Origin of the sequence: Paenibacillus camerounensis (assembly GCF_000723885.1) — a bacterium.
Classification (GTDB): Bacteria; Bacillota; Bacilli; order Paenibacillales; family Paenibacillaceae; genus Paenibacillus_AQ; species Paenibacillus_AQ camerounensis.
This window is the reverse complement of the sequence record NZ_CCDG010000080.1, coordinates 18,493-42,325: the sequence shown is the minus strand read 5'-3', so window position 1 is coordinate 42,325 and position 23,833 is coordinate 18,493. Positions and strand designations below refer to the sequence as shown.

Annotated in this window: 28 protein-coding genes and 1 other annotated feature; of the genes, 25 read left to right on the top strand and 3 right to left on the bottom strand. The window is 50.9% G+C overall.

The genetic code is table 11. From position 1 onward, the window contains the following. The first annotated feature begins 85 nt into the window (after window positions 1–85). Entirely contained in the window at window positions 86–928 is an 843-nt protein-coding gene (locus BN3772_RS26330; protein WP_042203310.1) for an SDR family NAD(P)-dependent oxidoreductase, read from the top strand. A 98-nt stretch (window positions 929–1,026) separates the two neighbouring features. Here BN3772_RS26330 and serA read toward each other — a convergent pair whose 3' ends face one another. Together serA and BN3772_RS26320 are read right to left on the bottom strand one after the other, a co-directional pair. Continuing rightward, window positions 1,027–2,619, bottom strand: a complete 1,593-nt coding sequence (gene serA / locus BN3772_RS26325) for a phosphoglycerate dehydrogenase (protein WP_042203309.1) — start codon at window positions 2,617–2,619, stop codon at window positions 1,027–1,029. Between the two features lie 240 nt (window positions 2,620–2,859). Beyond that, window positions 2,860–3,087: a binding site (T-box leader), on the bottom strand. Between the two features lie 112 nt (window positions 3,088–3,199). Then, window positions 3,200–4,108 (bottom strand): hypothetical protein, encoded by a 909-nt coding sequence (locus tag BN3772_RS26320; protein WP_042203308.1) that lies wholly within the window; start codon window positions 4,106–4,108, stop codon window positions 3,200–3,202. Between the two features lie 66 nt (window positions 4,109–4,174). On the opposite strand from BN3772_RS26320, the gene BN3772_RS26315 reads away from it, so the two are divergent. From BN3772_RS26315 to BN3772_RS26305, 3 genes are read left to right on the top strand one after another with little or no spacing between them, the layout of a single operon-like run. Beyond that, window positions 4,175–4,768 (top strand): CPBP family intramembrane glutamic endopeptidase, encoded by a 594-nt coding sequence (locus BN3772_RS26315; RefSeq protein WP_042178271.1) that lies wholly within the window; start codon window positions 4,175–4,177, stop codon window positions 4,766–4,768. Next, window positions 4,765–5,157, top strand: a complete 393-nt coding sequence (locus BN3772_RS26310) for a hypothetical protein (RefSeq protein ID WP_052380707.1) — start codon at window positions 4,765–4,767, stop codon at window positions 5,155–5,157. Before BN3772_RS26315 ends, BN3772_RS26310 begins: the two co-directional genes overlap by 4 nt. Further along, the gene (locus tag BN3772_RS26305) at window positions 5,115–5,984 is read left to right on the top strand and encodes a metallophosphoesterase (protein ID WP_167336698.1); all 870 of its coding nucleotides are present in this window, start codon (window positions 5,115–5,117) and stop codon (window positions 5,982–5,984) included. Before BN3772_RS26310 ends, BN3772_RS26305 begins: the two co-directional genes overlap by 43 nt. A gap of 93 nt (window positions 5,985–6,077) precedes the next feature. On the opposite strand, the gene BN3772_RS26300 is transcribed toward BN3772_RS26305, so the two are convergent. Then, entirely contained in the window at window positions 6,078–6,962 is an 885-nt protein-coding gene (locus BN3772_RS26300) for a polysaccharide deacetylase family protein (RefSeq protein WP_425280467.1), read from the bottom strand. 85 nt (window positions 6,963–7,047) lie between these two features. On the opposite strand from BN3772_RS26300, the gene BN3772_RS26295 reads away from it, so the two are divergent. From BN3772_RS26295 to BN3772_RS26195, 21 genes are all read left to right on the top strand, one after another. Next, window positions 7,048–7,419, top strand: a complete 372-nt coding sequence (locus BN3772_RS26295) for a hypothetical protein (RefSeq protein ID WP_042203306.1) — start codon at window positions 7,048–7,050, stop codon at window positions 7,417–7,419. A 228-nt stretch (window positions 7,420–7,647) separates the two neighbouring features. Then, entirely contained in the window at window positions 7,648–8,262 is a 615-nt protein-coding gene (locus tag BN3772_RS26290; RefSeq protein WP_042203305.1) for a genetic competence negative regulator, read from the top strand. A 93-nt stretch (window positions 8,263–8,355) separates the two neighbouring features. Next, a complete protein-coding gene (prsW, locus tag BN3772_RS26285) occupies window positions 8,356–9,051 on the top strand; it encodes a glutamic-type intramembrane protease PrsW (RefSeq protein WP_042178260.1) in 696 nt (231 codons plus the stop codon). A gap of 79 nt (window positions 9,052–9,130) precedes the next feature. Beyond that, complete coding sequence (locus BN3772_RS30970; RefSeq protein ID WP_167336697.1) at window positions 9,131–9,277, top strand: hypothetical protein; 147 nt, start codon at window positions 9,131–9,133, stop codon at window positions 9,275–9,277. Between the two features lie 115 nt (window positions 9,278–9,392). Beyond that, complete coding sequence (gene ypeB, locus BN3772_RS26280) at window positions 9,393–10,754, top strand: germination protein YpeB (RefSeq protein ID WP_042203304.1); 1,362 nt, start codon at window positions 9,393–9,395, stop codon at window positions 10,752–10,754. A 158-nt stretch (window positions 10,755–10,912) separates the two neighbouring features. Then, complete coding sequence (locus BN3772_RS26275) at window positions 10,913–11,566, top strand: flagellar brake protein (protein WP_209443709.1); 654 nt, start codon at window positions 10,913–10,915, stop codon at window positions 11,564–11,566. Window positions 11,567–11,752: 186 nt separating this feature from the next. Next, a complete protein-coding gene (cmk, locus tag BN3772_RS26270) occupies window positions 11,753–12,463 on the top strand; it encodes a (d)CMP kinase (RefSeq protein ID WP_042178252.1) in 711 nt (236 codons plus the stop codon). Beyond that, window positions 12,460–13,047 (top strand): lysophospholipid acyltransferase family protein, encoded by a 588-nt coding sequence (locus BN3772_RS26265; RefSeq protein WP_042178249.1) that lies wholly within the window; start codon window positions 12,460–12,462, stop codon window positions 13,045–13,047. Before cmk ends, BN3772_RS26265 begins: the two co-directional genes overlap by 4 nt. A 168-nt stretch (window positions 13,048–13,215) precedes the next feature. Then, the gene (rpsA, locus tag BN3772_RS26260; protein ID WP_244444845.1) at window positions 13,216–14,529 is read left to right on the top strand and encodes a 30S ribosomal protein S1; all 1,314 of its coding nucleotides are present in this window, start codon (window positions 13,216–13,218) and stop codon (window positions 14,527–14,529) included. Between the two features lie 199 nt (window positions 14,530–14,728). Continuing rightward, on the top strand, window positions 14,729–16,054 hold the full coding sequence (gene der, locus BN3772_RS26255) for a ribosome biogenesis GTPase Der (RefSeq protein WP_042203302.1): 1,326 nt from the start codon (window positions 14,729–14,731) through the stop codon (window positions 16,052–16,054). Between the two features lie 12 nt (window positions 16,055–16,066). Then, window positions 16,067–16,684, top strand: a complete 618-nt coding sequence (plsY, locus tag BN3772_RS26250; RefSeq protein WP_042203301.1) for a glycerol-3-phosphate 1-O-acyltransferase PlsY — start codon at window positions 16,067–16,069, stop codon at window positions 16,682–16,684. Next, window positions 16,677–17,717, top strand: a complete 1,041-nt coding sequence (locus BN3772_RS26245; protein WP_042203299.1) for an NAD(P)H-dependent glycerol-3-phosphate dehydrogenase — start codon at window positions 16,677–16,679, stop codon at window positions 17,715–17,717. The genes plsY and BN3772_RS26245 overlap by 8 nt, the downstream gene beginning before the upstream one ends. Before the next feature lie 66 nt (window positions 17,718–17,783). Next, complete coding sequence (locus BN3772_RS26240) at window positions 17,784–18,059, top strand: stage VI sporulation protein F (protein ID WP_042178239.1); 276 nt, start codon at window positions 17,784–17,786, stop codon at window positions 18,057–18,059. A gap of 161 nt (window positions 18,060–18,220) precedes the next feature. Continuing rightward, on the top strand, window positions 18,221–18,400 hold the full coding sequence (locus BN3772_RS26235) for a DUF2768 family protein (protein ID WP_042203298.1): 180 nt from the start codon (window positions 18,221–18,223) through the stop codon (window positions 18,398–18,400). Window positions 18,401–18,520: 120 nt separating this feature from the next. After that, the gene (locus BN3772_RS26230) at window positions 18,521–19,117 is read left to right on the top strand and encodes a hypothetical protein (protein WP_042203312.1); all 597 of its coding nucleotides are present in this window, start codon (window positions 18,521–18,523) and stop codon (window positions 19,115–19,117) included. Continuing rightward, window positions 19,114–19,482, top strand: a complete 369-nt coding sequence (locus BN3772_RS26225; RefSeq protein WP_042203297.1) for a 2Fe-2S iron-sulfur cluster-binding protein — start codon at window positions 19,114–19,116, stop codon at window positions 19,480–19,482. Before BN3772_RS26230 ends, BN3772_RS26225 begins: the two co-directional genes overlap by 4 nt. A 75-nt stretch (window positions 19,483–19,557) precedes the next feature. Further along, window positions 19,558–20,310 (top strand): DUF3939 domain-containing protein, encoded by a 753-nt coding sequence (locus tag BN3772_RS26220; RefSeq protein WP_425280466.1) that lies wholly within the window; start codon window positions 19,558–19,560, stop codon window positions 20,308–20,310. A 420-nt stretch (window positions 20,311–20,730) separates the two neighbouring features. Beyond that, window positions 20,731–22,209, top strand: coding sequence for a stage IV sporulation protein A (gene spoIVA, locus BN3772_RS26210; protein ID WP_042178231.1), 1,479 nt, complete (start codon window positions 20,731–20,733; stop codon window positions 22,207–22,209). 339 nt (window positions 22,210–22,548) lie between these two features. After that, window positions 22,549–22,821 carry an HU family DNA-binding protein gene (locus tag BN3772_RS26205; protein WP_042178229.1) on the top strand — a complete coding sequence of 91 codons (273 nt, stop codon included), beginning with the start codon at window positions 22,549–22,551 and terminating at the stop codon, window positions 22,819–22,821. Window positions 22,822–22,940: 119 nt separating this feature from the next. Beyond that, window positions 22,941–23,189: a trp RNA-binding attenuation protein MtrB gene (gene mtrB, locus BN3772_RS26200; RefSeq protein ID WP_042178227.1), complete on the top strand. Its 249-nt coding sequence runs from the start codon at window positions 22,941–22,943 to the stop codon at window positions 23,187–23,189. Between the two features lie 107 nt (window positions 23,190–23,296). Beyond that, window positions 23,297–23,830: a hypothetical protein gene (locus BN3772_RS26195; protein WP_042203295.1), complete on the top strand. Its 534-nt coding sequence runs from the start codon at window positions 23,297–23,299 to the stop codon at window positions 23,828–23,830. Window positions 23,831–23,833 lie beyond the last annotated feature (3 nt).

Genomic DNA, 23,833 nt, shown 5'->3' with positions numbered 1-23,833 from the left:
CATATATAAAGGATATAATATGAATAGAAAGCTGAGAAGCACAGGCAATGCACCACTTTACATTTGGGAGGAGCAGGATACAAGAATGACAACACTTAAAGGAAAAGTTGCTTTAGTTACCGGAGGAAGCAGAGGGGCAGGGCGGGGAATCGCACTGGAATTGGCAAGGGCAGGAGCTTTTGTCTATGTTACCGGCAGAAGCACAGGAATAAAGCAGGCTGGACAGCTAAGAGGAACGATAGATTCGGTCTGCAGTGAAATTGTGGAGAACGGCGGTGAAGGCTCCGCTATCCGCTGTGATCATACCCGTGATCAGGAGACAGAGGCAGCTATCCGTCAGATTGCCAATGAACAGGGCAGGCTTGATATTCTGGTCAATAATGTGTGGGGCGGCAACCGGCTTCCGATCGGCCTCGAACCGTTCTGGAAACAGCCGCCGGCCCACTGGAACAATATGTTTGAGGCAGGAGTCAGAGCACAGCTGATGACGAATTATTACGCGGTTCCCCTTATGCGCAGGACCGGAAAAAACGGCAGGCTGATTATTCATACCACCTTCTGGGACAGGGATAAATATACCGGCAATTTCTATTATGATCTGGCTAAAAATGCGCTGACCCGTATGGCCTACGGATTGTCAGTTGAGCTTGCCGCAGACGGCATTGCAGTTATTCCGCTCTCACCCGGCTGGATGCGGACTGAGCATGTGCTAGAGGAATTCGGGACGGATGAGGATCATTGGCAGGAGGTAGAGGCGCTGAAGAACACGGAGTCTACTGCTTATATTGGCCGTGCTGTTGTCGCTCTGGCAGAAGAACCGGATAGATTGCCCTTTTCGGGCATTCCTCAGCAGGTTGGTGCATTGGCTGAACGATATGGCTTCACAGATTCGGACGGGCGAAAAGTCCCGGTCTTCCGGATGGAGTAGGCGGAACAAGCCTGCCATAAACGAAACGCCCGTCTGGAATTGCGGCTGATAAGCGCGCATTCCGGACGGGCGTTATTTCTTTAAGCGAGGTGCTTCTGCTAGAGCAGAATGACTTCTTCGGCAGTATTAATTTCCGGCAGTCCGGCGAGCTTCACAAGAACCTGCTGCGGCACTGCTTTGTCTACAGTCAGCAGCATGATCGCTGCTCCGCCGACGATTTTACGGCCGACCTGCATCGATGCGATGTTGACGTCATTTTCACCCAGCAGGGTGCCGACGAGACCGATAATACCAGGTTTATCATTGTGGGAGATCAGAATCTGGTGGCCTTCCGGCGCGATATCAACCGGGAAGTTGTTCACCTGGACAATGCGTTCTCCATAGCCCTGCAGCAGCGTGCCGGCAACCAGGCGTACTTCATCAGGATCAGCCTTCAGTGTAACGGTAATCAGGTTTGTAAAGCCTTTAGTCTTAGGCGATTTCGTTACAACTACATTTACATCTCTGGTTTTGGCCAGGTGCATGGAGTTAACGATATTGACATCGCCGGCAAAATGGCGGGACAGCACGCCTTTGACAATATAGCGGGTCAGAGGCTGGGTATCCACATCGGAGAGGTCTCCGGCATATTCCACACTGATCTCTCTGATCGCACCGTGTGTAAGCTGCGTTGCGAAGCTTCCCAGCTTCTCGCCGAGCGTGAAATACGGCTGAAGCTTGTTCATCACGCTTGGAGCAACCGGCGGGATGTTGACGGCGTTGATGAACGGCTCATTGCGCAGAATGTGCAGGACCTGCTCGGAAACGTCGATGGCTACATTCTCCTGGGCTTCAACGGTCGAAGCTCCCAGATGCGGGGTGACGATGACCTTTGGATGCGACAGGAACGGATGATCAGCCTGAGGCGGCTCCTTCTCAAATACATCAAACGCTGCTCCGGCTACAATGCCGCTGTCAATGGCTTCAACCAGTGCCATTTCATCAATAACACCGCCGCGGGCACAGTTGATGATGCGCATGCCTTTTTTCATTACTTCGAACTGCGGACGGGAAATCATATGGCGTGTTTCAGGAGTCAGCGGTGTGTGTACAGTAATAAAATCAGCGCCGCGCACAATGTCGTCAACCGAAGCAAGCTTCACTTCCAGCTTCTCGGCACGGTCGGCGGTCAGGAACGGGTCATAAGCCAGAATGCTCATGCCGAACGCTTTGGCACGTTTGGCAACTTCGCTGCCGATCCGGCCCATTCCGAGTACACCCAGAGTTTTACCGCGCAGCTCAACGCCGAGGAAGGTCTTTCTGTCCCAGACCCCGTTAATCGTCTTGGCATAAGCCTGCGGAATATGGCGGGCCAGCGCCATCATCATGGCAAATGCATGCTCACAGGTTGTGATGGTATTTCCGTCTGGAGCGTTGATAACTACGACACCGCGCTGGGTGGCCGCCTCCAGCTTAATGTTGTCAACTCCGACTCCGGCACGGCCGATAACCTTCAGGTTGGTGCCGGCAGCGATTATTTTCTCGGTAACCGTTGTCTGGCTGCGGACAAGCAGACCGTCATATTCGCCGATGATAGCGACCAGTTCGTCTTCGCTCAGTCCTGTTTTCTTATCCACAATTACATCGCTTGCGTCCATCAATTGCTGAATACCCAAATCGCTGATCGGATCCGACACTAATACTTTAAACATGGTTTCTTATCCCCCTTAAAAGTAAAAAGCTAATATGCCTAAGGATGCCCGTATGAGGCAGTCCACAGTACCAGAATCAGTGAGACCAATTGGAAAACAATGCCGAAATAACGGGGTAACGCGCTGTCGCATAAAAGAAAGAGCGTGCAGATATACCGGGAAAACAGAGCATGGGCCTTTTAGACCAATTACTATGAATTTGGGTAACAAAAAAACTCCCAACCCCATACTACTGCCGTAGTAAGGGACGAGAGTTGTCGTGGTACCACCCTAATTCACTGCAACTGTTCAGAAGCAGCCTCATTGGCCGTCAAAAGGCCACACTGATAACGGAGTTGATCCGATTGCATCTACTGTTCGTTCGATACAATATCTCAGGAGCGCTAAAGAACACTGTCCGCCACCGGTTTGCACCAACCACCGGCTCTCTGAAGACCTTCAGAATCTTTGTTCCTTCATCGGTTTTGCGTGATTAATTTTTCATAATGTAACATGGTGATGCCAACTGTGTCAATAGGCTTATTCTGCTCAGGTTGTCTTGAAGTGAGCTTTATTTTTCGTTATGATGCAATAGCTGGTTCTACTCATAAAAGAACGGCAGCTGCGGTACGATTTCCTTGCCGTAATATTGCTCACGCCACTTCATAAAGTCCTGCTCCTGAACGGCGCCTGTAGAGATAAGCAGCGTGATAGAAGATTGAACATCCTTCAAGCCGAGCGAGCTGGCCGTGCCGGAATAGATCATATCATCAATCTTGGCCGAAATATCCTGCGGATCATAAGCGCCGTATATTTTGCGGTTCAGCATGATGTTAGCGACTGTCGCATTTTTGAGCAGCAGCGGCATCTTTTTCCATGCTACAAAGGATAGTGTTTTGAGTTCGCCAGTTGCCGCTGGAATTGTGCTGCTGGTTTTGGAGCCCCATTTAAGCATGGAATCATAGAAGTCTTTCTGTCCAAGCAGCCCGAACTTGATGGCACTTGCTGTGAAATTGTCATTCTTAAGCGCCTTGGCGGTTTCAGAACCGGAGCTGCCGGCGGTCACCTTGCTAGAAGCCTGAGAGAAGAGCGTCAGACTCTTGAGAATATTAAGCTGAGCCTGGGACAGCAGAGGCGAGTTGGCAAACAGGGAGTCTTTACTGACTTTTTCGTACTGTTTGTCAGCCAGAAGACCGAGGTTCTTGAGCGTTGCCGCATTGGTGCGCGCATCTGAGCTGCGGGCCAGATTATCCACTTCGCTGTTCCAATTCCGCTTGAATTCCCGATAAGGCAAAAATACGTTATGATAGAAAGCAACAAGATCCTGCTGCTGGTATGAACCGGAGAATTCCTCCACAGCCCCTTCAGTACCGGTCAGGTGGGCATATTTAGCCTCCGTCTTGTCAGCTCCAACCTTCACTCCCGTAAAAAATGCGGCAAATGCGCAGATCAGGAAAAATAGAAAACCTAGTGTGTATAACATTTGAGTGCGGGAGTTACTGCTATTCATAATTTAGTGCTCCTTCTTCTGGAAAAATGATCTTATGTAAAAACAATATAGAACAGGCAGGTTACAATGAAAAAATTCAAATTAGGCAACATCAAAATTAAAAAAGCTGATCCACAGCAGCTGACTGACAAGCTGCTTCTGCTTAATCTGTATATTACACAGGGCCTTACTTTATTTATCGGTCTGATATGGATATTATTGCAGAAAAGAAATCCCATTGACATATTAAATTTTCCTGACAGTGCGCAATTTGTGCTCTGGGGCCTTGGTTTAGCAGGAATTATGCTGGTTGTGGATTTTTTGTTAACTTATATTGCACCCCAGGACAGCATGGATGACGGAGGGATTAACGAGCTCCTGTTCGGAAACCGTCCGGTCTGGCATATCATCATTATTGCGGCAATGGTCGCAGTGTGTGAGGAACTGCTGTTCCGGGGAGCCATTCAGCACGCCTTCGGCCCTTACTGGACGAGCATTCTGTTTGCTGTAATCCATGTCCGCTATCTCCGTCATTGGCTTCCGACAGGCTGGGTGTTTCTGAGCAGCTATGGTCTGGGTTACATTTACATTCACACAGGAACCTTATGGGCACCTATACTATGCCACTTCTTAATCGACTTGTTCTCAGGTCTTGTGATCCGCTACAGGAGGGAGTCATGAGCGAGGAACTTAGCCGTGTTAAATCCCGACGCAAATCAGCAGACGACAAGTTGTCAGACCGCAAAAAACGTTCTGCAGCCGGAAAGAATCAAAAACAGACAACTGCTGTATCCCCTGAGGTCCGGCAGGAAACTGCCGCACAGCCTGCCGGCCTTTCCAGAAAAGCACGACACGGGGCAGCCGCTTCCTCTGTAAAGCGGGATAGACCAAAGCAGACAGCAACTCAGGAGTCAGAAGATACTCCATCCCGTTCCCAAAGCTATCCGTCAGAGCGCTTAAGGCTCAGCAAAATATTCGTCAACTCGCTGTATGTCCTGTTTATTCTGCTGCTTGGATTCCTCATTTGGTGGGGAATCAACGGGGCACCTGCGCTGAGGACGTTATGGTAGCCGTGTGGATTGCCGTCGCAGCCATGCTGCTGGCTACGGTTACCCTGGCTGCTGTGATGATCGTGAACGCGTTCAGGAAGAGGATTATTGCCGAGGAAATATTTCTCAGCACACTGCCTGCCGGATTTGACGGCTTCCGCATCCTTTTTATTACCGATATTCACCGGCGGCGCCTTCCCCGGGCTCTTCTGGCCCCCCTGGCAGGAAAGGTGGATGCCGTATTTCTGGGCGGTGATCTCACAGAGAAGGGCAATGCTCCGGCCAGACTGGCAGAGAATATGAAGCTTGCTGCTTCCCTGGCTCCTGCATACGCGGTTCACGGCAATCATGACTACAAGGCTAATACTGCTTTGGCTGATAACATTGTCCGCGGGAGCGGAATAAGGCTGCTCATGAACGAGAATGTCTTTATAGAACATAACAGCCAAAGACTGGTGTTGACCGGTATGGATTTCCCGAAGCAGGGAGGGAAGAAAGGATACGCTCCATTACCTGCGGCCCCCTCCAGGGGAACCCCGTATTGCCGGATCATTCTGGTGCATGATCCGCTCTGGCTCTCCGGACAGGAGGCTGTCGCTGCGGATCTTATCCTTGCCGGTCATACACATGGCGGCCAGGTTGTACTGCCTTTCGGCCTGCAGATGCATGCCGATCCGTTCTACCGTACATACAATGCAGGCATGTACAGTATTCCCAGAAATGATGGCAGCGGAGCAGAAGCCAGTCTGCTGATCAGCCGGGGCTTCGGCACCGCGCATCTTCCGCTCCGCTGGCGCAGTCCTGCAGAGATGCACGTGCTCACGCTTCGTAAAGAATCAAACATTTGATTTTATGTATAGTATTATTGTAAACGCAGAAAAGGGACCCCCGGCAATAGTGCCAGGGATCCCTTTTTCTGGAATCGGCTAAGTACTTTGTGCTTAGCGCATCTTGAGCTCAATGCTGCGCGGATCGACAAAGCTGTAGCCTTTGCCTTCAAGGGTGGTCAGCAGCGTATCCAGCGCCTCGACCGTCCACGGAAGCTCGTGCATTAGGATATTGCTGCCGGAATGCAGCTGATCCGTCACGTTTTTGACCAGTGTCTCTGTCTTGCCCGTATCCTTTTCTTTCATTTCCCAGTCTAGTGATCCTACGGACCAGGTCATATAGAGCATCCCGTTTTCGGCAGCAACCTGCTTGCCTACATCCCCGCCCGCGCCGTGCGGCGGACGGAAGAAATCCGGTGCTTCCCCGGTAATCTCTTTAACGATGCTTTGAACATCCTCGATCTGTTTTTTCACTTCTGCGTAACCCTTATCCTTAAGTACGATATGGTCCCAGCTGTGATTGCCGATGATGCCGCCGCGGTCATGCAGAAGCTCCAGCAGCTCTGGATGCTCCTTTACCCGGTAGCCATTGACAAAGAAGATGGCTTTTGCCTGGTGCTTGTCCAGTGTATCCATCAGCGCATTAATCATTTCAGCATCCTTGGGACCGTCATCAAAGCTTAGGAGGACAACCTTTTTGTCCGTACCTTCCTCATTAGGCACAATATCGTAATTTTTGTTCATATGGTACAGCAGAGGAATCTCTGTAGGAGCTGGTGCAACGGTTGCGGAAGGTGACGGTGCTGGGGACATATCCGGCGCCGCTGTGCTGCCGGCCGTTGCCTGTGCGGTTGCGGCTGGTGCAGCCGTCTGTGTGCCGGCTGGAGCCTGGGTAGCGCTGCCCTGTGTAAGTTCCCCGTTGTTATTCCCGCTGCTGCAGGCAGACAGCAGCAGTGTTGCCAGGAGCAGTACTGAAATTGCTTTACCCACTTTTTTCATCTCGCTTTCTTGTTGTTTGGCTGTATGAGCCGGAATCTTTCCGCGAACACTAAGCATGATTTTACCATACAAGGAGGTTAGAGATATGAATACTTCGTCATTTCTATGCGGAGTAGTGCTTGGTGCCGCCGCCAGTATGATTATGTCCAAAAAACGCAGCGCCATGATGTCTTCGTTCATGCATTCAGGAGGCCAGCATCAGGGGGCCGGTGAAAAGGCGCGGGACAAAATTATGGGCATGGCGATGACCGGATTCGGCAGCACAGCTGCGGAGGGACCGCATGACAAAGAACACAAAGCAGAGCATAATACCGCAGGACATAAAGATGAAGATGTCCTGAAGTCCAAAGAATCCAACCTGAATATGCTGAAGGATTTCATCCGTACAAATCCCGATGTAAAACATGAAGTGGAGCAGATCCTCAAGGATACGCATACAGTCATACCCGGTTTGTAACCGCAAGAAAGCAGCTCAGAATCATTTTGGAGATGATTCCATCTTCAGAATGATTCTTTTTTGTATTCAGACAAGCAGCAGCGTGGTAATGAATGATTAAATATATTTATTTGCGTGCATTTACTCCGCCAAAATGATAACATACTTACATAGTAACCATTTTTGGCTCATTACTCGGGACTCATCATACATTAATATTAAATGAGCTTGCAAAAGGAGGATCCTGTCATGAGAATAGAGCGATTAGGTCAAGATAAGATACGGATTTTCCTCACTTTTGACGACCTGAGCGAGCGGGGCATCCAGAAGGAAGATATGTGGCAGGAAGTTCCCAAGGTGCATGACCTTTTCACGGAAATGATGGATCAGGCGTACAGTGAACTTGGTTTTGACGCAACAGGTCCGCTTGCCGTGGAAGTGTTCGCATTGCCCGCGCAAGGTATGGTCGTTATAGTGACCCGGGGGAAATATGATCACCATCAGTACGGTGGAGCCGGGGAAGAAGAAATGCCTGAAGAGATTTACGAAATGGAAGTTACTCTCGAACAAAGCGACTCCATTGTGTATGCATTCCGCGATTTTGAGATTCTGGTTGAAGCGGCTCATGTACTCATCGGCAATATTACTTCCCAAGGAAAGCTGTATTCTTATAATAATAAATGGTATCTCTACTTCGATCCTAAGGAATACGAGGAAGCTGTGCTTACAGGACTGGTTGCAGTATTGTCGGAATTCGGGGATTCTTCCCCGGTAACTGAAGCTGTGCTGGACGAATACGGCAAGACAGTAATGGCTGAGAATGCCGTTCAGCTGCTATGCACGCATTTCAAACGCCAGGAATAAGCGGGATTAACGGGCCTGGGCAGCTGCCAGGCCTTTTTCTGCAGATTGACAGGAAGCAGAATTACAGGTGAAAGTTTGGGGGAGGAAAGCTCGGTGCTTTTGTTATCGGTTATTACGTCGGCAGTTGCACCGGGACTCGCGCTGCTGACTTTTTTCTATCTGAAAGACAAGTACGACCAGGAGCCGCTGCATATGGTTCTTAAGGTATTTCTGCTTGGCCTGCTAATCGTTTTCCCTGTCATGATCATCCAGCGTGGTCTGGTGCTCGGGCTGGGCGGCGGTGCTTATGTTGATTCGTTCCTGATCTCCGCAGGAGTTGAAGAATGCCTCAAGTGGTTTATGCTGTACCATATGATTTATAACCATACCGAATTTGACGAGCCTTATGATGGAATACTATACGCTGTAGCAATCTCGCTCGGCTTTGCAACAATTGAGAATGTAATGTATGCGTGGTACAGCCATGCTTCGCTGGGCTCCATGTTTATAAGGGCGCTGCTTCCGGTATCCGGCCATGCGATGTTCGGGGTCATTATGGGCTATCATATGGGCCGGGCCAAGTTCACCAAGGGCAAGAAACCAAGAGGGATACTGCTGGTATCCTTGCTGCTGCCCTGGCTGTGGCACGGAATATATGATTTTATCCTCGCTACAATGTCGAACTACTGGATCTGGTTCATCGTGCCGCTGATGGCGGTATTATGGTATGGCGGCATGGGAAAGGTGGCACGGGCCAACAGCCGTTCACCGTTCCGTTTTTTGAAGCGTGAGGAAGAGGTTAACCTTTAATAGAGATGGACACACTTATTCTTACCCGGAAAGTTCCGCAGAAGCTGGAATTCCTGAGAAGAGAGGAGGTGTCTTTTTTTTGCGTGTAAAGGTTCGGATTGTATGCAGACAGTGTGGAGAATCCTACATATTAAGAGGCAGCAGGGAGCAGGGGGTCATTCAGACCGGCTTTAAGCAATGTCTTTGCAGCAGCAGCACCGGCTTTGATATTGAGGAACGGGCCTAAACGAAGCCGCATTTGGAAGAAATCTCTTTTTATTGCAGGCCTGCGGGGTGCATAACTCTTCACAGTTATTGTCAAACTAACGGCAATAAGCTACTGAAAGGAGTCTTGCAGCCCTATGTACAAAAGATTAAGTGCCATAATGTTCCCGCTCACCACATTGCTGCTGGTTGGAGCGCTCGTCTGGGGATATCAGGAGAACCAGGAGAAAAATTCGATTCTCATTAAAGCGGAGAACCAGTATCAGCGTGCTTTTCATGATCTGTCCTATCATGTGGAGCGGCTTCATGGTGAGCTCGGCAATACGCTTGCTGTGAATTCCGCCTCTAACGGGATGCACCGCAAAGGTCTGGTTAACGTGTGGCGTCTGACCAGTGAAGCACAGAACGAGATCAACCAGCTGCCGCTTACACTGCTGCCGTTTAGTGAGACGGAAGAGTTTCTGTCCAAAATATCCAATTTCTCTTACAAGGCCGCTGTCCGTGATTTCACCAAGAAGCCGCTGACCGAAGGTGAGATGGCTAATCTGATGGCGCTCTACAAAAACTCAGGTGAAATCTCCAAGGATCTTCAGGAGGTTCAGGAAAAGGTTATCGGCAAAAAGCTGCGGTGGATGGATGTGGAGTCTGCGCTTGCGACCGAGGAGAAGGCTGAGGACAACACGATTATCGACGGGTTCAAAACGGTGGATAAACGCGTTGCCGCTTACCCGGAGCTGGACTGGGGACCGTCTGTGGCGAGTATATACGATAAACGGTCGGTGAAGAAGTTAGGCGGTAAGCCGGTCACAGCTGAGGACATCAGAACCAAGGCTGTGAAGCTTGCCGGTGCGGGCGGAAATGCGAAGGTGGATATCAGCGAGAACGGGAAGGATACCGAGTGGGCTTCATACACTGCTAAGGTCACCAGTCCGGAGCATAAGAAGCCGGTTACCATGAACTTCACCAAAGAAGGCGGGCTTCTAATCGGCTATAATGATAACCGGGAAGTTGGGGAAGCCACAGTCTCACTGGAGCAGGCGGTGGTGAAAGCCGGCGAGTTCCTTGCAAATAAAGGGTACCCTGGTATGAAACCGGTCAGCGCGGACAGGTATGATAATATGGGGAATATGACCTTTGTAAGCAGCCAGGACGGTGTACTGATCTATCCGGAGAAAATAACCGTGCGCGTCGGGCTGGATACGGGACAGCCTACGGGCTTCCAGGCCAGCGATTATGCCAAGGAGCATCAGGAAAAACGGCAGATTCCAAAGCCCGGTCTATCGCTTGAGAGTGTGAGAAAGAATCTGAACCCGGAATTCAGGGAGCTGTACCACCGGCTGGCCTGGATCGAAAATGAGGATGCTGTAGAACTGCTGACCTATGAATTCGGAGGCAAAATCAACGGCTCACAGTACCGGATATACCTGAACGCGGCTGACGGCAATGAGGAAGCGGTCGAAGAAGTGCGTACCTCTTCAGGGGCTCAGGATAAGCAATAAAGCATACAGAATGAAGGAGGAGCGGTTCCAACGGGAATGCTCCTTTTTCTTTTGTTTGCAGTCAGGCCGGCCGCCCGGCAATTTTTACTAACCTGCTATCAAAAGCCCGTGCTATAATCAGTAATATGCTTAATTACTAACTTGTGGCGGTGACCGGATTGTATCCCAAAATTAATGAACATCTTTACATACAGGTTGCCTCCAGTGACGGGGCAGAAGCAGAGATTGAATACAGATCCAGAATTGCGGATATCGAGGATGAAGCCATACTGATTGAAATTCCAATGCAGATCGGCAAAGCCCGCCTAAAAAAGCTGTTTATGGGCGACGAGCTCTCTGTTTATTTTCTGACTGAGGGCGGCATCAAAAATTATTTCAACACTCATGTTATCGGATTCAAAGAAGATGTAATCCGGATGATCCGGATCCGCAAGCCGGAGGCAGAGCATATCTTCAAGATTCAGCGCCGCAGCTTTCTGCGGGTAAACGCGGAGCTGGAGCTGGCCGTAAAGGATACGCTGGGCAGCCGGATACTGGTCCGCACCGACGATATCGGGGGTGGCGGAACCTCTTTTCTCAGTGACGGAAAGGTGAAATTTGCGCTGGCTGACAAGCTGAACTGCTGGATACTCCTGCCATACCGTAACGGCAGTATTGAGCATGCGAATTTTGAAGGAGAGATTGTGCGGATGAAAGAGCTGGATAACGGGCGCAATCTTGTCATGCTGAAATTCTCGGCGATTACTGATGCGGAGCGGCAAAAAATTATCCGTTACTGCTTCGAACGGCAGTTCGATTTCCGCAACCGCTGACGTTTTTTTTGTATATTTTTGCACGTTTTTCCCTTTAAGCGGTTTTGCACTGTGTTCCAAACTGTGGTATAATTTTATAAGTCGCAGGCAATGCCTGCTTTTTTCTTGATAATATCAGCAGATTCCTCGGGAATCTGCAGCCAGCCGGAACTCCGGCTGAAAGAGTGTTTGAGGAGGAATGCCCCGTTGGACAGGCAGGGTACACATACTTACGACAGAATTAACGTCGCCATCGACGGTCCTGCCGGGGCAGGCAAGAGCACTGTTGCCCGATTGGTAGCACGTAAGCTTTCTTACATTTATGTTGATACGGGTGCCATGTACCGTGCAATTACCTGGTATATGCTCCGTGAAGGCATACCGCCGGAAGATGAGAGTCAAGTGGACCGGATTGTCCGGGACATGGTCATTGAGCTCATTCCCGAGGAAGATGTGCAGAAGGTGCTGCTGGGCGGGGAAGACGTAACACCGCATATCCGCAGTCTTCAGGTCAGCGGCCAAGTGTCGCAGTACTCGAAGCTTGAGGGAGTGCGTTCCAGACTTAGTCATCTGCAGCGTCAGATGGCACTCCGCAAGGGGGTAGTCATGGACGGCCGCGACATCGGTACGACCGTGCTGCCTGATGCCGAAGTGAAGATTTTCATGACGGCAAGCGTGGAGGAGCGGGCTCTCCGGCGTTATAAAGAGCTGAAGGATACGGAAACAGTGACTCTCGAGCAGCTTGAACACGATATTGCAGCACGTGACCGTCTTGACGAAGGGCGGGAAATATCACCGCTGCGCCGTGCAGAGGATGCCATTCTTCTGGACACGACCTTTATGGATATCAATCAAGCCGTGGAAGCCATTGTCTCCCACTGCAGATCTCATGTTGACGGGGAGAGAAATCATTCATGATTTATGTCATTTGCCGTGGATTGCTTCGCTTGATTTATGCCATCCTGTTCCCGCTTAGAATTGTGGGAAAAGAAAATGTGCCAAAGGAGGGCGGGGTACTGCTCTGCGCTAACCACATCAGCCTGCTCGATCCGATGACGATCGGGATTAAGCTGGAACGTCAGGTCAAGTATATGGCCAAGGCTGAGCTGTTTGCAGTTCCTGTGCTGGGCTGGCTTATCAGGAAGCTGGGCGCTTTTCCTGTCAAACGTGGCGGCGTAAGCAAAGAATCCATAAAAACGGCCCTTAATACGCTTCGCGGCGGAAATGTTATGGGTATCTTCCCGGAAGGAACGCGCAACTCTGATACCGGGGTGGCGAAGAAGGGTGCGGCCAGCTTTGCGCTCCGCAGCGGGGCAGCAGTTGTCCCGGCCGCTATTATCGGCTCTTACAAACCTTTCCGCCGGATGACGGTTATTTACGGAAAGCCCATTGACCTGAGCGCCTTTGACGGAGCGGGAAGTGATTCGCTTGAAGAAGTTACCGATGTTATCATGGGACGGATTCATGAGATGATCAAGACCGGTAAGCCCAGCGCCAATTAAATCCGGTTACTTAAGGTTTTTACAGTTGCTTAGGGATAACGGCATAACCGCTATTTTTTGGCACATACTATCTTAATACTGTAAATGTTATACAGGTATTGATTGTTTTGAACCCTGCTCTTACGCGGGTTTAAATAAATGGGGTTTTGAATCGAGGAGGGTAATCACATGTCTGAAGAAATTAAAAATCAGGAAGCTGCGGCTAATGTTGAGAACAACGAAGCTGCAGAAGCGACAGAAGCTGTGGAAACCGCTGCACCTGTTGCCAGCAACGAAGAAGAAGTGACTAGCCAAGAAGGTTTGGAAATCATTTCTGTGAAAAAAGGCGATACCGTGAAAGGAACAATCGTCAAAATCGAAGATAACCAAGCTTATGTAAGCATTGGATATAAATACGACGGTGTGATTCCGATTCGCGAACTTTCTTCCGTACAGCTGGACAACGCAGCTGCAGCGGTTGAAGTTGGACAAGAAGTGGAATGCAAAGTAGTAAGCGTCAACGACAACAAGGAAAGCCTTGTGCTCTCCAAGCGTGCTATTGACAGCGAGAAATCATGGGAAGATCTTGAGAAGTACTTTGCTTCCCAGGAAGTGATCGAAGTTACTGTGGCTGACGTTGTCAAAGGCGGCCTCGTAGCTGATGTCGGCGCGCGCGGATTTATTCCGGCTTCCATGGTTGAACGTCACTTTGTAGAAGATTTCAGCGACTACAAAGGCCGTACACTTCGCGTTAAAGTGAAAGAACTGGACCGCGAGAACAGCAAGGTTATTCTTTCTGCCAAGGAAGTGCTGGAAGAAGAATTCGAAGCTAACAAACAGAAGATCATGTCCGAGCTGACTGAAGGACAGGTTATCGAAGGAACAGTACAACGTCTGACCCAGTTCGGCGCATTTGTTGATGTGGGCGGCGTTGACGGTCTGGTTCACGTATCCGAGATCGCTTGGAACCACGTTGAGAAGCCGTCTGACGTTGTGTCCGAAGGCGACAAGGTTACTGTTAAAGTACTTAAAGTAGATCCTGAAAAGGGTAAAATCAGCCTGAGCATCAAGGCTGCTGCTCCAGGTCCTTGGGATTCCGCTGCAGGCAAGATCAACATTGGCGATGTAGTAACAGGCGAAGTAAAACGCCTTGTAAACTTCGGCGCATTTGTTGAGCTGCTTCCAGGTGTTGAAGGTCTTGTGCACATCTCGCAGATTTCCCACAAGCACATCGGAACTCCGCATGAAGTACTTAAAGAAGGGCAAGAAGTTCAGGTTAAGGTTCTGGATTTCAATCCGTCCGAGAAGCGCGTAAGCCTCAGCATTAAGGAAACCGAAGAAGCTCCGGCTCCTACGGCTAGACCTGAACGCAGAGAAAAACAGGACAGAGCTCCAAAAGAAGTTCTGAACAATCCTAACGTATCGCTTAGCAACGAAGGCCTCAGCTTTACTCTGGCTGAGCGTTTCGGCGACAAGCTGGATAAATTCAAGGGTAACAACTAATCCCTTACATTAAGCTTTGCATCGTAGCATAAGAATGCTGCATAGGGCGACTTATGCGCTCTTATATGCGGTGTCATACCGGGTAAAGTAATCGGCGAGCCCTCACTTGGGGGTTCGCCGATTGTGTTTTAACGGTGTTAGCCAATTGAATTGTTTTTTGCTATGATGAGAGACGTAAGTAAGACAGGAGGAATGGAATATGGCAAGACCCGTTGTGGCCATTGTAGGGAGGCCTAACGTCGGCAAGTCGACGATATTTAACAGGCTGATTGGTGATAAACTGGCCATTGTAGAAGATAAACCGGGTATTACCCGTGACCGGATTTATGGAATTTCTGATTGGAACGGCAAATCCTTCAGTGTTATTGATACCGGGGGGATTGAGGTAGACGGCGAGGATTTCATCCTGAAGTCCATCCGCGTCCAGGCCGAGCTGGCGATCGAGGAAGCGGATGTAATTGTCTTTATGTGTGAGGCCAAGAGCGGACTGACAAATGCGGATGAAGAGGTAGCGCAGATTCTGTTCCGGTCAGGCAAGCCGATTGTTCTGGCCATTAATAAAGTGGACAATATGAAGCGTGCGGATGATATCTATGAATTCTACGGGCTGGGCATCGGCGATCCGATTGGTATTTCCGGCAGCCATGGTACAGGTGTCGGCGATCTGCTGGATGCTGTTGTTGAGAAGCTTCCGGACAAGACTGATGAGGAATACGACGATGATGTAATTCGTGTTGCCCTGATCGGACGGCCTAACGTAGGCAAGTCCTCACTGGTTAACGCTATTCTCGGAGAAGAGCGCGTTATTGTCAGTGATGTGGCGGGCACTACACGCGATGCAATCGATACTCCTTTTGAACGGGACGGACAGAAATATGTTCTGATTGATACAGCGGGTATGCGTAAGCGCGGAAAGGTCTATGAAAGCACGGAGAAATACAGCGTTATGCGTGCCATGCGTGCTATAGAACGGGCAGATGTAGTACTGGTTGTCATCAACGGCGAGGAAGGCATCATCGATCAGGATAAGCATATTGCCGGTTATGCCCATGATGCTGGTAAAGCTTCTATTTTTGTTGTGAACAAATGGGATGTCGTTGAGAAGGATGACAAGACCATGCAGCATTTTGAAAATACGATCCGTGATCATTTCCTGTTCATGTCGTATGCTCCGGTTGTGTTCCTGTCTGCATTAACGAAGCAGCGCCTGCAGAAACTGCTGCCGGTAGTCCAGCATGTTGCACAGCAGCATGCCCTGCGGATTACAACCCACCTGGTCAACGATGTGGTATCTGATGCCGTTGCAATCAACCCGCCGCCAACAGACAAAGGACGCCGCCTGCGCATTAACTACGTAACCCAGGTTGCCGTGAAGCCGCCGACGATTGTGGTATTCGTAAATGATCCGTCGCTGATGCATTTCTCCTATGAACGTTATCTGGAGAATAAAATCCGCGCTGCATTCAATTTCGAAGGCACACCAATCCGCCTGTTTACACGGCGTAAATCTGATAACGAAAGTTAGGGGAGAAGAGTAGTGGCGTTTGAACTTCTGGTTATCGTTGTAAGCTATTTGCTTGGCTCTGTCAGCTTCAGCGTATTGCTTGCCCGGCTGCTTAAGGGGATTGATATCCGCCAGTACGGAAGCGGCAATGCCGGTGCAACTAATACGCTGAGGGTGCTGGGGAAAGGACCGGCTATTCTGGTGCTGGTTCTGGACGTGCTGAAGGGAGTTGCCGCAGTCTGGCTTGGAACATGGGCCGGCGGCTGGGGAGGCTGGGTTGCGGTCGGCTGCGGGATCGCAGCTATTATTGGACATAACTGGCCGCTGTATTTCCACTTCCGCGGGGGCAAGGGTGTTGCTACGGCGATCGGCGTCATGGCGACACTGTTCTTCTGGCCCGCACTGGCTGCGGGCATCCTGGCCATTCTGTCTATTGTAATTACCCGTTATGTATCCCTCGGTTCCCTGATTTTTGTAGCGCTCACTCCGGTATTTCTTTTGTTTGCCGAATACACAACACCGGAGCTATGGGGCAGTCTGATAATCGCAGCCTTTGCTTTTTGGCGCCACCGCAGCAATATCATAAAGCTCTCGCAGGGAAAAGAAAATAAAATCGGCTCCAAAGCCAAGGAGGGGAATCGTGTTGTCTGATAAAGTAACTGTGCTAGTTGCAGGCAGCTGGGGAACTGCACTGGCATCTGTTCTGGCGGCTAACCACAAGGAAGTTTATCTTTGGACACGCAGGCCCGAACAAGCTGCCGAAATCAATGAGCACCACACGAATGAACACTTTTTGCCGGGGATTCGCCTGCCGGAGAACATCATTGCCACCACAGATATGGAGCTGGCTGCTGCCGGCACCAAAGCGGTGGTTATTGTCTCGCCTTCCTCCGGTATGCGTCAGGTGGCACGCAGCCTGAAGCCGTTCTGGAAGGAAGATATGCTCTGTATTCATGCCACCAAAGGTTTTGAGACAGAAACCATGAAACGGATGTCCACGGTTATTTCCGAGGAGCTGGGCTGCAAGGAAGGTGAGGTCGTTGTCCTTTCGGGACCGAGCCATGCCGAGGAGGTTGTGCGCCTCTGCCCGACTACGGTAGTTGTCGCATCGGCAGATGAGGAACGCGCTGTCGCTGCACAGGGTCTGTTCATCAATAATGATTTCCGTGTATATACTAACCGGGATCAGCTTGGTGTAGAGCTGGCGGGAGCGCTGAAGAATATCATCGCCCTTGGAGCCGGCTTATCCGATGGTCTCGGCTTCGGGGATAACGCCAAGGCAGCACTGCTAACCCGCGGGCTTGCCGAGATTTCCCGTGTCGGTGTTGAGCTTGGTGCGAACCCGCTGACCTTCTCCGGGCTTGCGGGACTCGGCGACCTTGTGGTGACGGCAACCAGCCAGCACAGCCGGAATTGGCGTGCTGGGTCGATGCTGGGGCAGGGCAAGCCGCTTGCCGAGGTACTTGAGTCCATGGGAATGGTTGTGGAGGGAATCCGGACGACGGAAGCCGCCTACGCTATTGCTGTTAACTTGGGTGTACAGATGCCGATAACGGATCAGATCTATCATGTGCTGTTTAAGGGCAGAACACCGCGCAGCGCGGTGGAAGCCCTAATGGGCCGTGACCGCAAAACGGAGATGGAGGCTATTTCGCAGGAAACCTGGGAACAGTGGCATTCCTGAGATTGTTCACCTTTTGCCGGATATTCTCATATGTTGTAGTGGGGATTGACGGAGGAGGGAAGAAGAGTGAACAGAGATTTTTCCAAGGATGCCCTGAACGCCATCAACAAAAAAACGGGCAAGAATATAACACCGGGTGCTGTTAAAAAGCTCGCAAGCACGGTGAAGCCGGGAACCACGCAAAATGAAGCCCAGCTTCGCCAATTGATCAAGCAGGTGTCAGCAATGGCAAAAGTGCCGGTCACTGAGGCTACAGTGCAGGAAATTGTCAATGCGGTCAAAAAAGGCGGCACTGGTTCCGGTACGATGGAGTCATTGATGAAAATGCTGATGAAAAAATAGCACCTTCTTTTTGTGCCTTTCAAAAGAGCAAAGGCCGGAGTCTAACTGATTCCGGTTTTTGGCTCTTTTTTTGCTGCGGATAGCACTTTGCAGGTTTCGCCGCCGGATGTTCATGCTATAATATTTGCAATTCAATATAAGCGGCAGGAGGTGGGGCGGCTATGGATCCGATGGCGAAGATGTGGTTGTCGCTGACTGCGATACTGATTATGGGCGTATCCGTATTTCTGATCACATTTGCGCGCAGCAGGACGAGGGGCCTGCTCAGAGCTATTTTGTCCATCATCGCGTTTATCATTATGCTGGTAGGCCTTCTCAGCGGAGCGGCTTCAATTATGTAAGCATTTACAACCGGGCTCAGTCAGATGTGTTTTCTGGAACAATCGGTTACCGATTACTCAGGAATGGGGCGTGCACGGATGACGGGGACAGGGATGCGGCATATACACGAGACAGCACTCATGAGGATTGCGGAAGCACTGGATTTAAGCCGGATGGAGCAGCCTCCGGTCTGGCTGCTGGGAGGGAGCTATGCGCTGCTGCTGCATAACGTGGCGCTTGGCAAGCCGCCTGCTGATATAGACCTGTACGCTGATCTGGAGGATGCAGTGCTCCTGCACCAGGCGTTAAGCTGTTATATGGCAGATGAAGGGCCTGAGGAGGACTACAGCGGCAACTGCTACTCAAGGCGCAGCCGTTATTTGGTCTGCGGGGTGAAGGTTGAACTGATCTGCGGCTTTCGGATCGGTGTGCCGCCCTTTGGTTATACGGTGGATGTACATACGCTGCTCCACTATGCCCCTGTCAGCCGGATTAACACTCGTCCCCCGGTCCGGCTGATGCCGCTTGCACATGAGCTTTTGTATAACATGCTGCGCGGTAGAATGGAACGCTGCCTCGCTATTGCCGGAAGGATGCGCAGCAGCCGGCAGCTGCACACTTTGCTGCTGGATAAGCTGGCCGGTCAGAACGGGCTTGCCCCCTCCTGCCTAGCAGAGCTGCATGGATTGCTGAGGCAGCCGCCGGAAACTGAATTCAGGAAGGAAACTGCACGATGAAGCCGCAAAATGGAATTACCGTTACGTTTCAGCCGGGTGACCGCAGGGCTGTTGTTAAGCAAGGTACATCACTTCTGGAGGCTGCGCGCAAGGCTGGTGTAGTGCTGCCGACGCGCTGCGGCGGCAAATTAGCCTGTCTAATGTGCAAGGTGACTGTAGGAGCGGATTATGCCGGAGCTGTACGCCCGCCGGAGGAGGCAGAGAGGCGCAAGCTCGGCAGCCTGCTGGAGCAGGGCATACGTCTTGGCTGCCAGACTGCGGTATGGGATGATCTGAGTGTCACTGTGCCGGAAGATCCGCTTAAGGCCGCCGTGAGGCGCAGATTGGAAGCTGCACGGCGCGGCGAAATGGACGAGCTGTGGTAGAGGGCTGGCGGATCTAATCCGTACGGCCTGAGCAAAGAATGTACCGCCTGTTGAAAGCACAGGGAGGCGATGGCTGTGGACAATTACGGACGTAAGGCCAGTATGTTATCTTCCGGCCTGCGGCAGATGGCGGCTATATTGCTGTTGTGTGCCCTGGCCGGCTGTATGTATCCGGAGAAGCAGCAACAGCCTGAGAACGCAAGCAGGGAGAGCGTCAGGCGGGTGCAGGCTGCTGTTGATGATTATCAGCGGCAGGAAGGACTGCTGCCCATTCTTAACAGCACCGCGGATACTCCGCGTTATGAGAAATTTGTGGTCGACTTGTCAAAGCTAGAGCGGCAGGGGTATCTGGATGAAATTCCGTCTGCTGCATTCGAACAGGGCGGGAATTTCTATTTTCTCCTTCTGGATGAAGAAACATCGCCCGCAGTGAAGCTGATGGATCTGGTCACTGTACAGAAGGTCAACGATGTCCAGCGGCAGGTGAACCGCTATAAGTCTGCTCACAGCGGCCGTCTTCCGGCAGGCGAAGAGCTGTATCCCGGGCTTTTTGCCGTCGATTCCAAAGCCGCCGGGACGACTTCAGTTACACTAAACAGCGTATATTCCGGTGATCTGCTGGAATTCATCATGGACGGGCAAGGCAATGTGTTTGCCGATTATGCAGCTGATATTATGACTGCTGTCCGGCAGAGCGGCTCCAGTCCCGATACAGAAGAGGATCTGCGGACTTTGCTTGAAGCAGCTTCCTATTATGTGCCTGTAAAGTCGCTGGCCTACCGTTGGATCGGCAGACAGCCCGTTCCCCAGCCCTTCGAACATCAATAAATGTGATATCCGGCCCCCTTCATCAGGGGGCTTTTATCTTCCAAATGGGTTGGATAGATATAAGCAGCCTGGCAAGTTCTATCTGTTATTTCCTGTTCATATGCTGGATGAGAAGGTTTCCGGGCATCCTGGCGCCCTTTGCGTACATGAATGCTGCTACTGCTGAAATTTCTGCATAAAATGCGCAGCTGCGGGTCATAAATCCGTTCCGGATACATATGATGATACTAGTCCAAATGCATGTCCGAGCATTCGGAGTTTAGCGCGGGGCAAGAATGTTCCGCTAAGGCAGGCTAGGCTCCCTGGCGGGCAATGCCAAAGTCCGGTGGATGTCCTGCAAGGGTCCGTTTACCGGCGGAACGCGAAGTCGATGCTCTTCAGGCATTTTTTCTTCGGAGTAATATGAGGAGGGGATCTCTTTTGGAAAAAGTGGATATTTTCAAGGACATTGCCGAGCGTACCGGCGGAGACATTTATCTTGGCGTCGTCGGCGCGGTTCGCACGGGAAAATCGACATTCATTAAACGCTTCATGGAGACGATTGTTCTGCCGAACATTACGAGCGAAGCAGACCGGGTAAGAGCTGTGGATGAACTGCCTCAGAGCGCAGCCGGCAAAACAATCATGACAACCGAGCCGAAATTTGTGCCGAACAACGCGGTGCAGATCAAGGTTGCGGAAGGCCTTGAAGTAAATGTAAGGCTGGTTGACTGTGTTGGATACGCTGTTGAGGGAGCCAAGGGTTATGAGGATGAAAACGGCCCGCGGATGATTTCTACCCCTTGGTTTGAGGAGCCGATTCCTTTCCAGGAAGCGGCAGAAATTGGCACCCGAAAGGTCATTCAGGAGCATTCCACACTGGGTGTAGTTGTCACAACTGACGGCACTATTGCTGAAATTCCGCGGCACTCGTACATTGACTCGGAAGAGCGGGTAATCGCTGAGCTGAAGGAGGTCGGCAAGCCTTTTGTGCTTGTGATCAACTCTACCCGGCCGCGCAGTGAGGAGACCCAGCAGCTCCGAGGTGAGCTGGCTGCCAAATACGACATTCCGGTCATGACGCTTAGCGCCGCTAATATGTCCGAGGATGATGTGACTGGTGTGCTGCGGGAGGTACTGTATGAATTCCCTGTTCACGAAGTCAATGTTAATCTCCCGAGCTGGGTCATGGTGCTTGGCGAGAATCACTGGCTGCGCAGCGCATATGAAAATTCTGTCCGTGATACGGTAAAAGATATCCGCCGTCTGCGGGATGTGGACCGTCTGGTGGAGCAGTTTACTGAATATGACTTCATCGACCGTGCAGGCCTCAGCGGCATGAACATGGGCCAGGGTGTGGCAGAGATTGACCTGTATGCACCGGAGGAGCTGTATGATCAGGTACTGATGGAAGTGGTCGGCGTGGAAATTCGCGGCAAAGATCATTTGCTGCAGCTGATGCAGGATTTCTCACATGCCAAGCGTGAATATGACCGCTTCTCGGAAGCGCTGGAAATGGTTAAAACGACCGGCTACGGCATAGCCGCCCCGTCACTGGCTGAAATGGCCCTGGATGAGCCGGAGCTGATCCGTCAGGGCTCCCGCTTCGGAGTCCGCCTGAAGGCGACAGCACCGTCCATTCATATGATCCGTGTAGATGTGGAATCGGAGTTCTCGCCGATCATCGGTACGGAGAAGCAGAGTGAAGAACTGGTGCGCTACCTGATGCAGGATTTCGAGAATGACCCGATTAAAATCTGGGAGTCCGATATTTTCGGCCGCTCGCTGCACTCCATCGTACGCGAAGGCATCCAGGGCAAGATTGCCATGATGCCGGACAATGCCCGCTATAAGCTGCAGGAGACGCTTGGCCGGATCATCAACGAGGGCTCGGGCGGACTTATCGCCATCATTTTATAGAATAAATATAATTAAAACGCACAGTTTAAAGAGTAAATATATATTAAAATTTTGTTCAGTCAGGAGAGCGGACATTCCGCTCTCTTTTTTGTACTCTGGTAGAAGAATCTAACATTATTAGTCTATCATTTCAGGGTGGCGGACCTATTGAAATGCTACTTTCTGCTCCTTTTTTAAGTAACGCCTTGAAATTATGGGTGGGCTGTATTACTATAAGTTTGTTGCGCTTCTAGGAAAGAGGCGCCAGTATCTAGTAATTAACGGGATTATCACGTATATTTTGCGTTGAAACGGAAAGAGTGTATGATACCGGAAATTTATCCAGGGAGGTGAGAAGACATGAATAAATCAGATTTGATCAACGTGGTTACAGAAGCAACTGAACTTCCCAAGAAGGATGCTACTAAAGCGGTAGACGCCGTTTTCGAAGCAATCACTAATGCCCTGCAGAGCGGTGACAAAGTTCAGCTGGTTGGCTTCGGTAACTTTGAAGTGCGCGAACGTTCCGCACGTAAAGGCCGCAACCCGCAGACTGGTGAAGAAATCGAAATTCCTTCCAGCAAAGTACCTGCTTTCAAACCAGGTAAAGCGCTCAAAGACGGAATCAAATAGAGATTTCTACATATCGATCCTATAGTTTTTCCGAGTCATTACGATGCCGCCCTTCAAGGCGGCATTTGTTTTTCCGAAGAGGATTCACCGGAGTCATCATACTTTTAGGAGGATCAGACATGACTGAGAAGAATAGCAGCGGGAACCCCGCACCTTCGGGCAGTGAATACATTGTGGTCAAAGCCAAAGAAAACGGTGTTCAGGTAATCGGCCTTACCCGTGGGCTGGACACGCGGTTTCACCATACGGAGAAGCTGGATAAGGGCGAGGTCCTCATTGCCCAATTTACCGACCACACCTCAGCGATGAAAATCCGCGGCAAAGCAGAAATCTGGAGCAAGCACGGACAACTTGAAAGCGAAAGCTGAAAAGCAGGCATAGCCTGCTTTTTTTCAAAATATAACTAGATATAGGCTAATGGGCATGCTCGTATAATGTCACGGCTTGGCGGACACTATGGATAAGGGGGCAGGCTATGAACCGGGGCTGGCTGATCGGAACAGTATTGCTGGTGACCGTTGCAATTCCTGTTGTGCTGCCGCAGCTGGCCGACCTGGAGCCTGCGCTGCCGCGGTACGCCGCGCAGACGCTTGGCGGAGGCGGAGCTTCGCTTGCAGAGGAGAATATCGTAGATTTGGTAAGCAGCCTGCCCTTCAGCCTGGTTATCGGGAGCGTAGGCTGGAAAAACGGTGTACTGTCTCTGGATCTGAAGGTAACCGGTAATGACCATGAGCCGGAAGAGCTATACCGGAACATGGCGCTGGCTATTTCCTTTGCCTTCGAGGATACGGATAATGTGAATCAGCTGCTGCTGCGGATTGTCGCTGAGGACAAGTGGCTGGACAGCCGCCGTCTGCTGCTGGCCGGCGATATCCGCCGCGGGGAATGGTCGCTTCAGCTGCAGCAGCTGCTGCAGAAGACAGGTAATAAGCCGTTGCCTGATGTTCTGAAGAAAGGGTTCCGTATAAGTGAAAGCGAGCTCTGGCGCAAGCAGTTCATTTATCCCTGATGT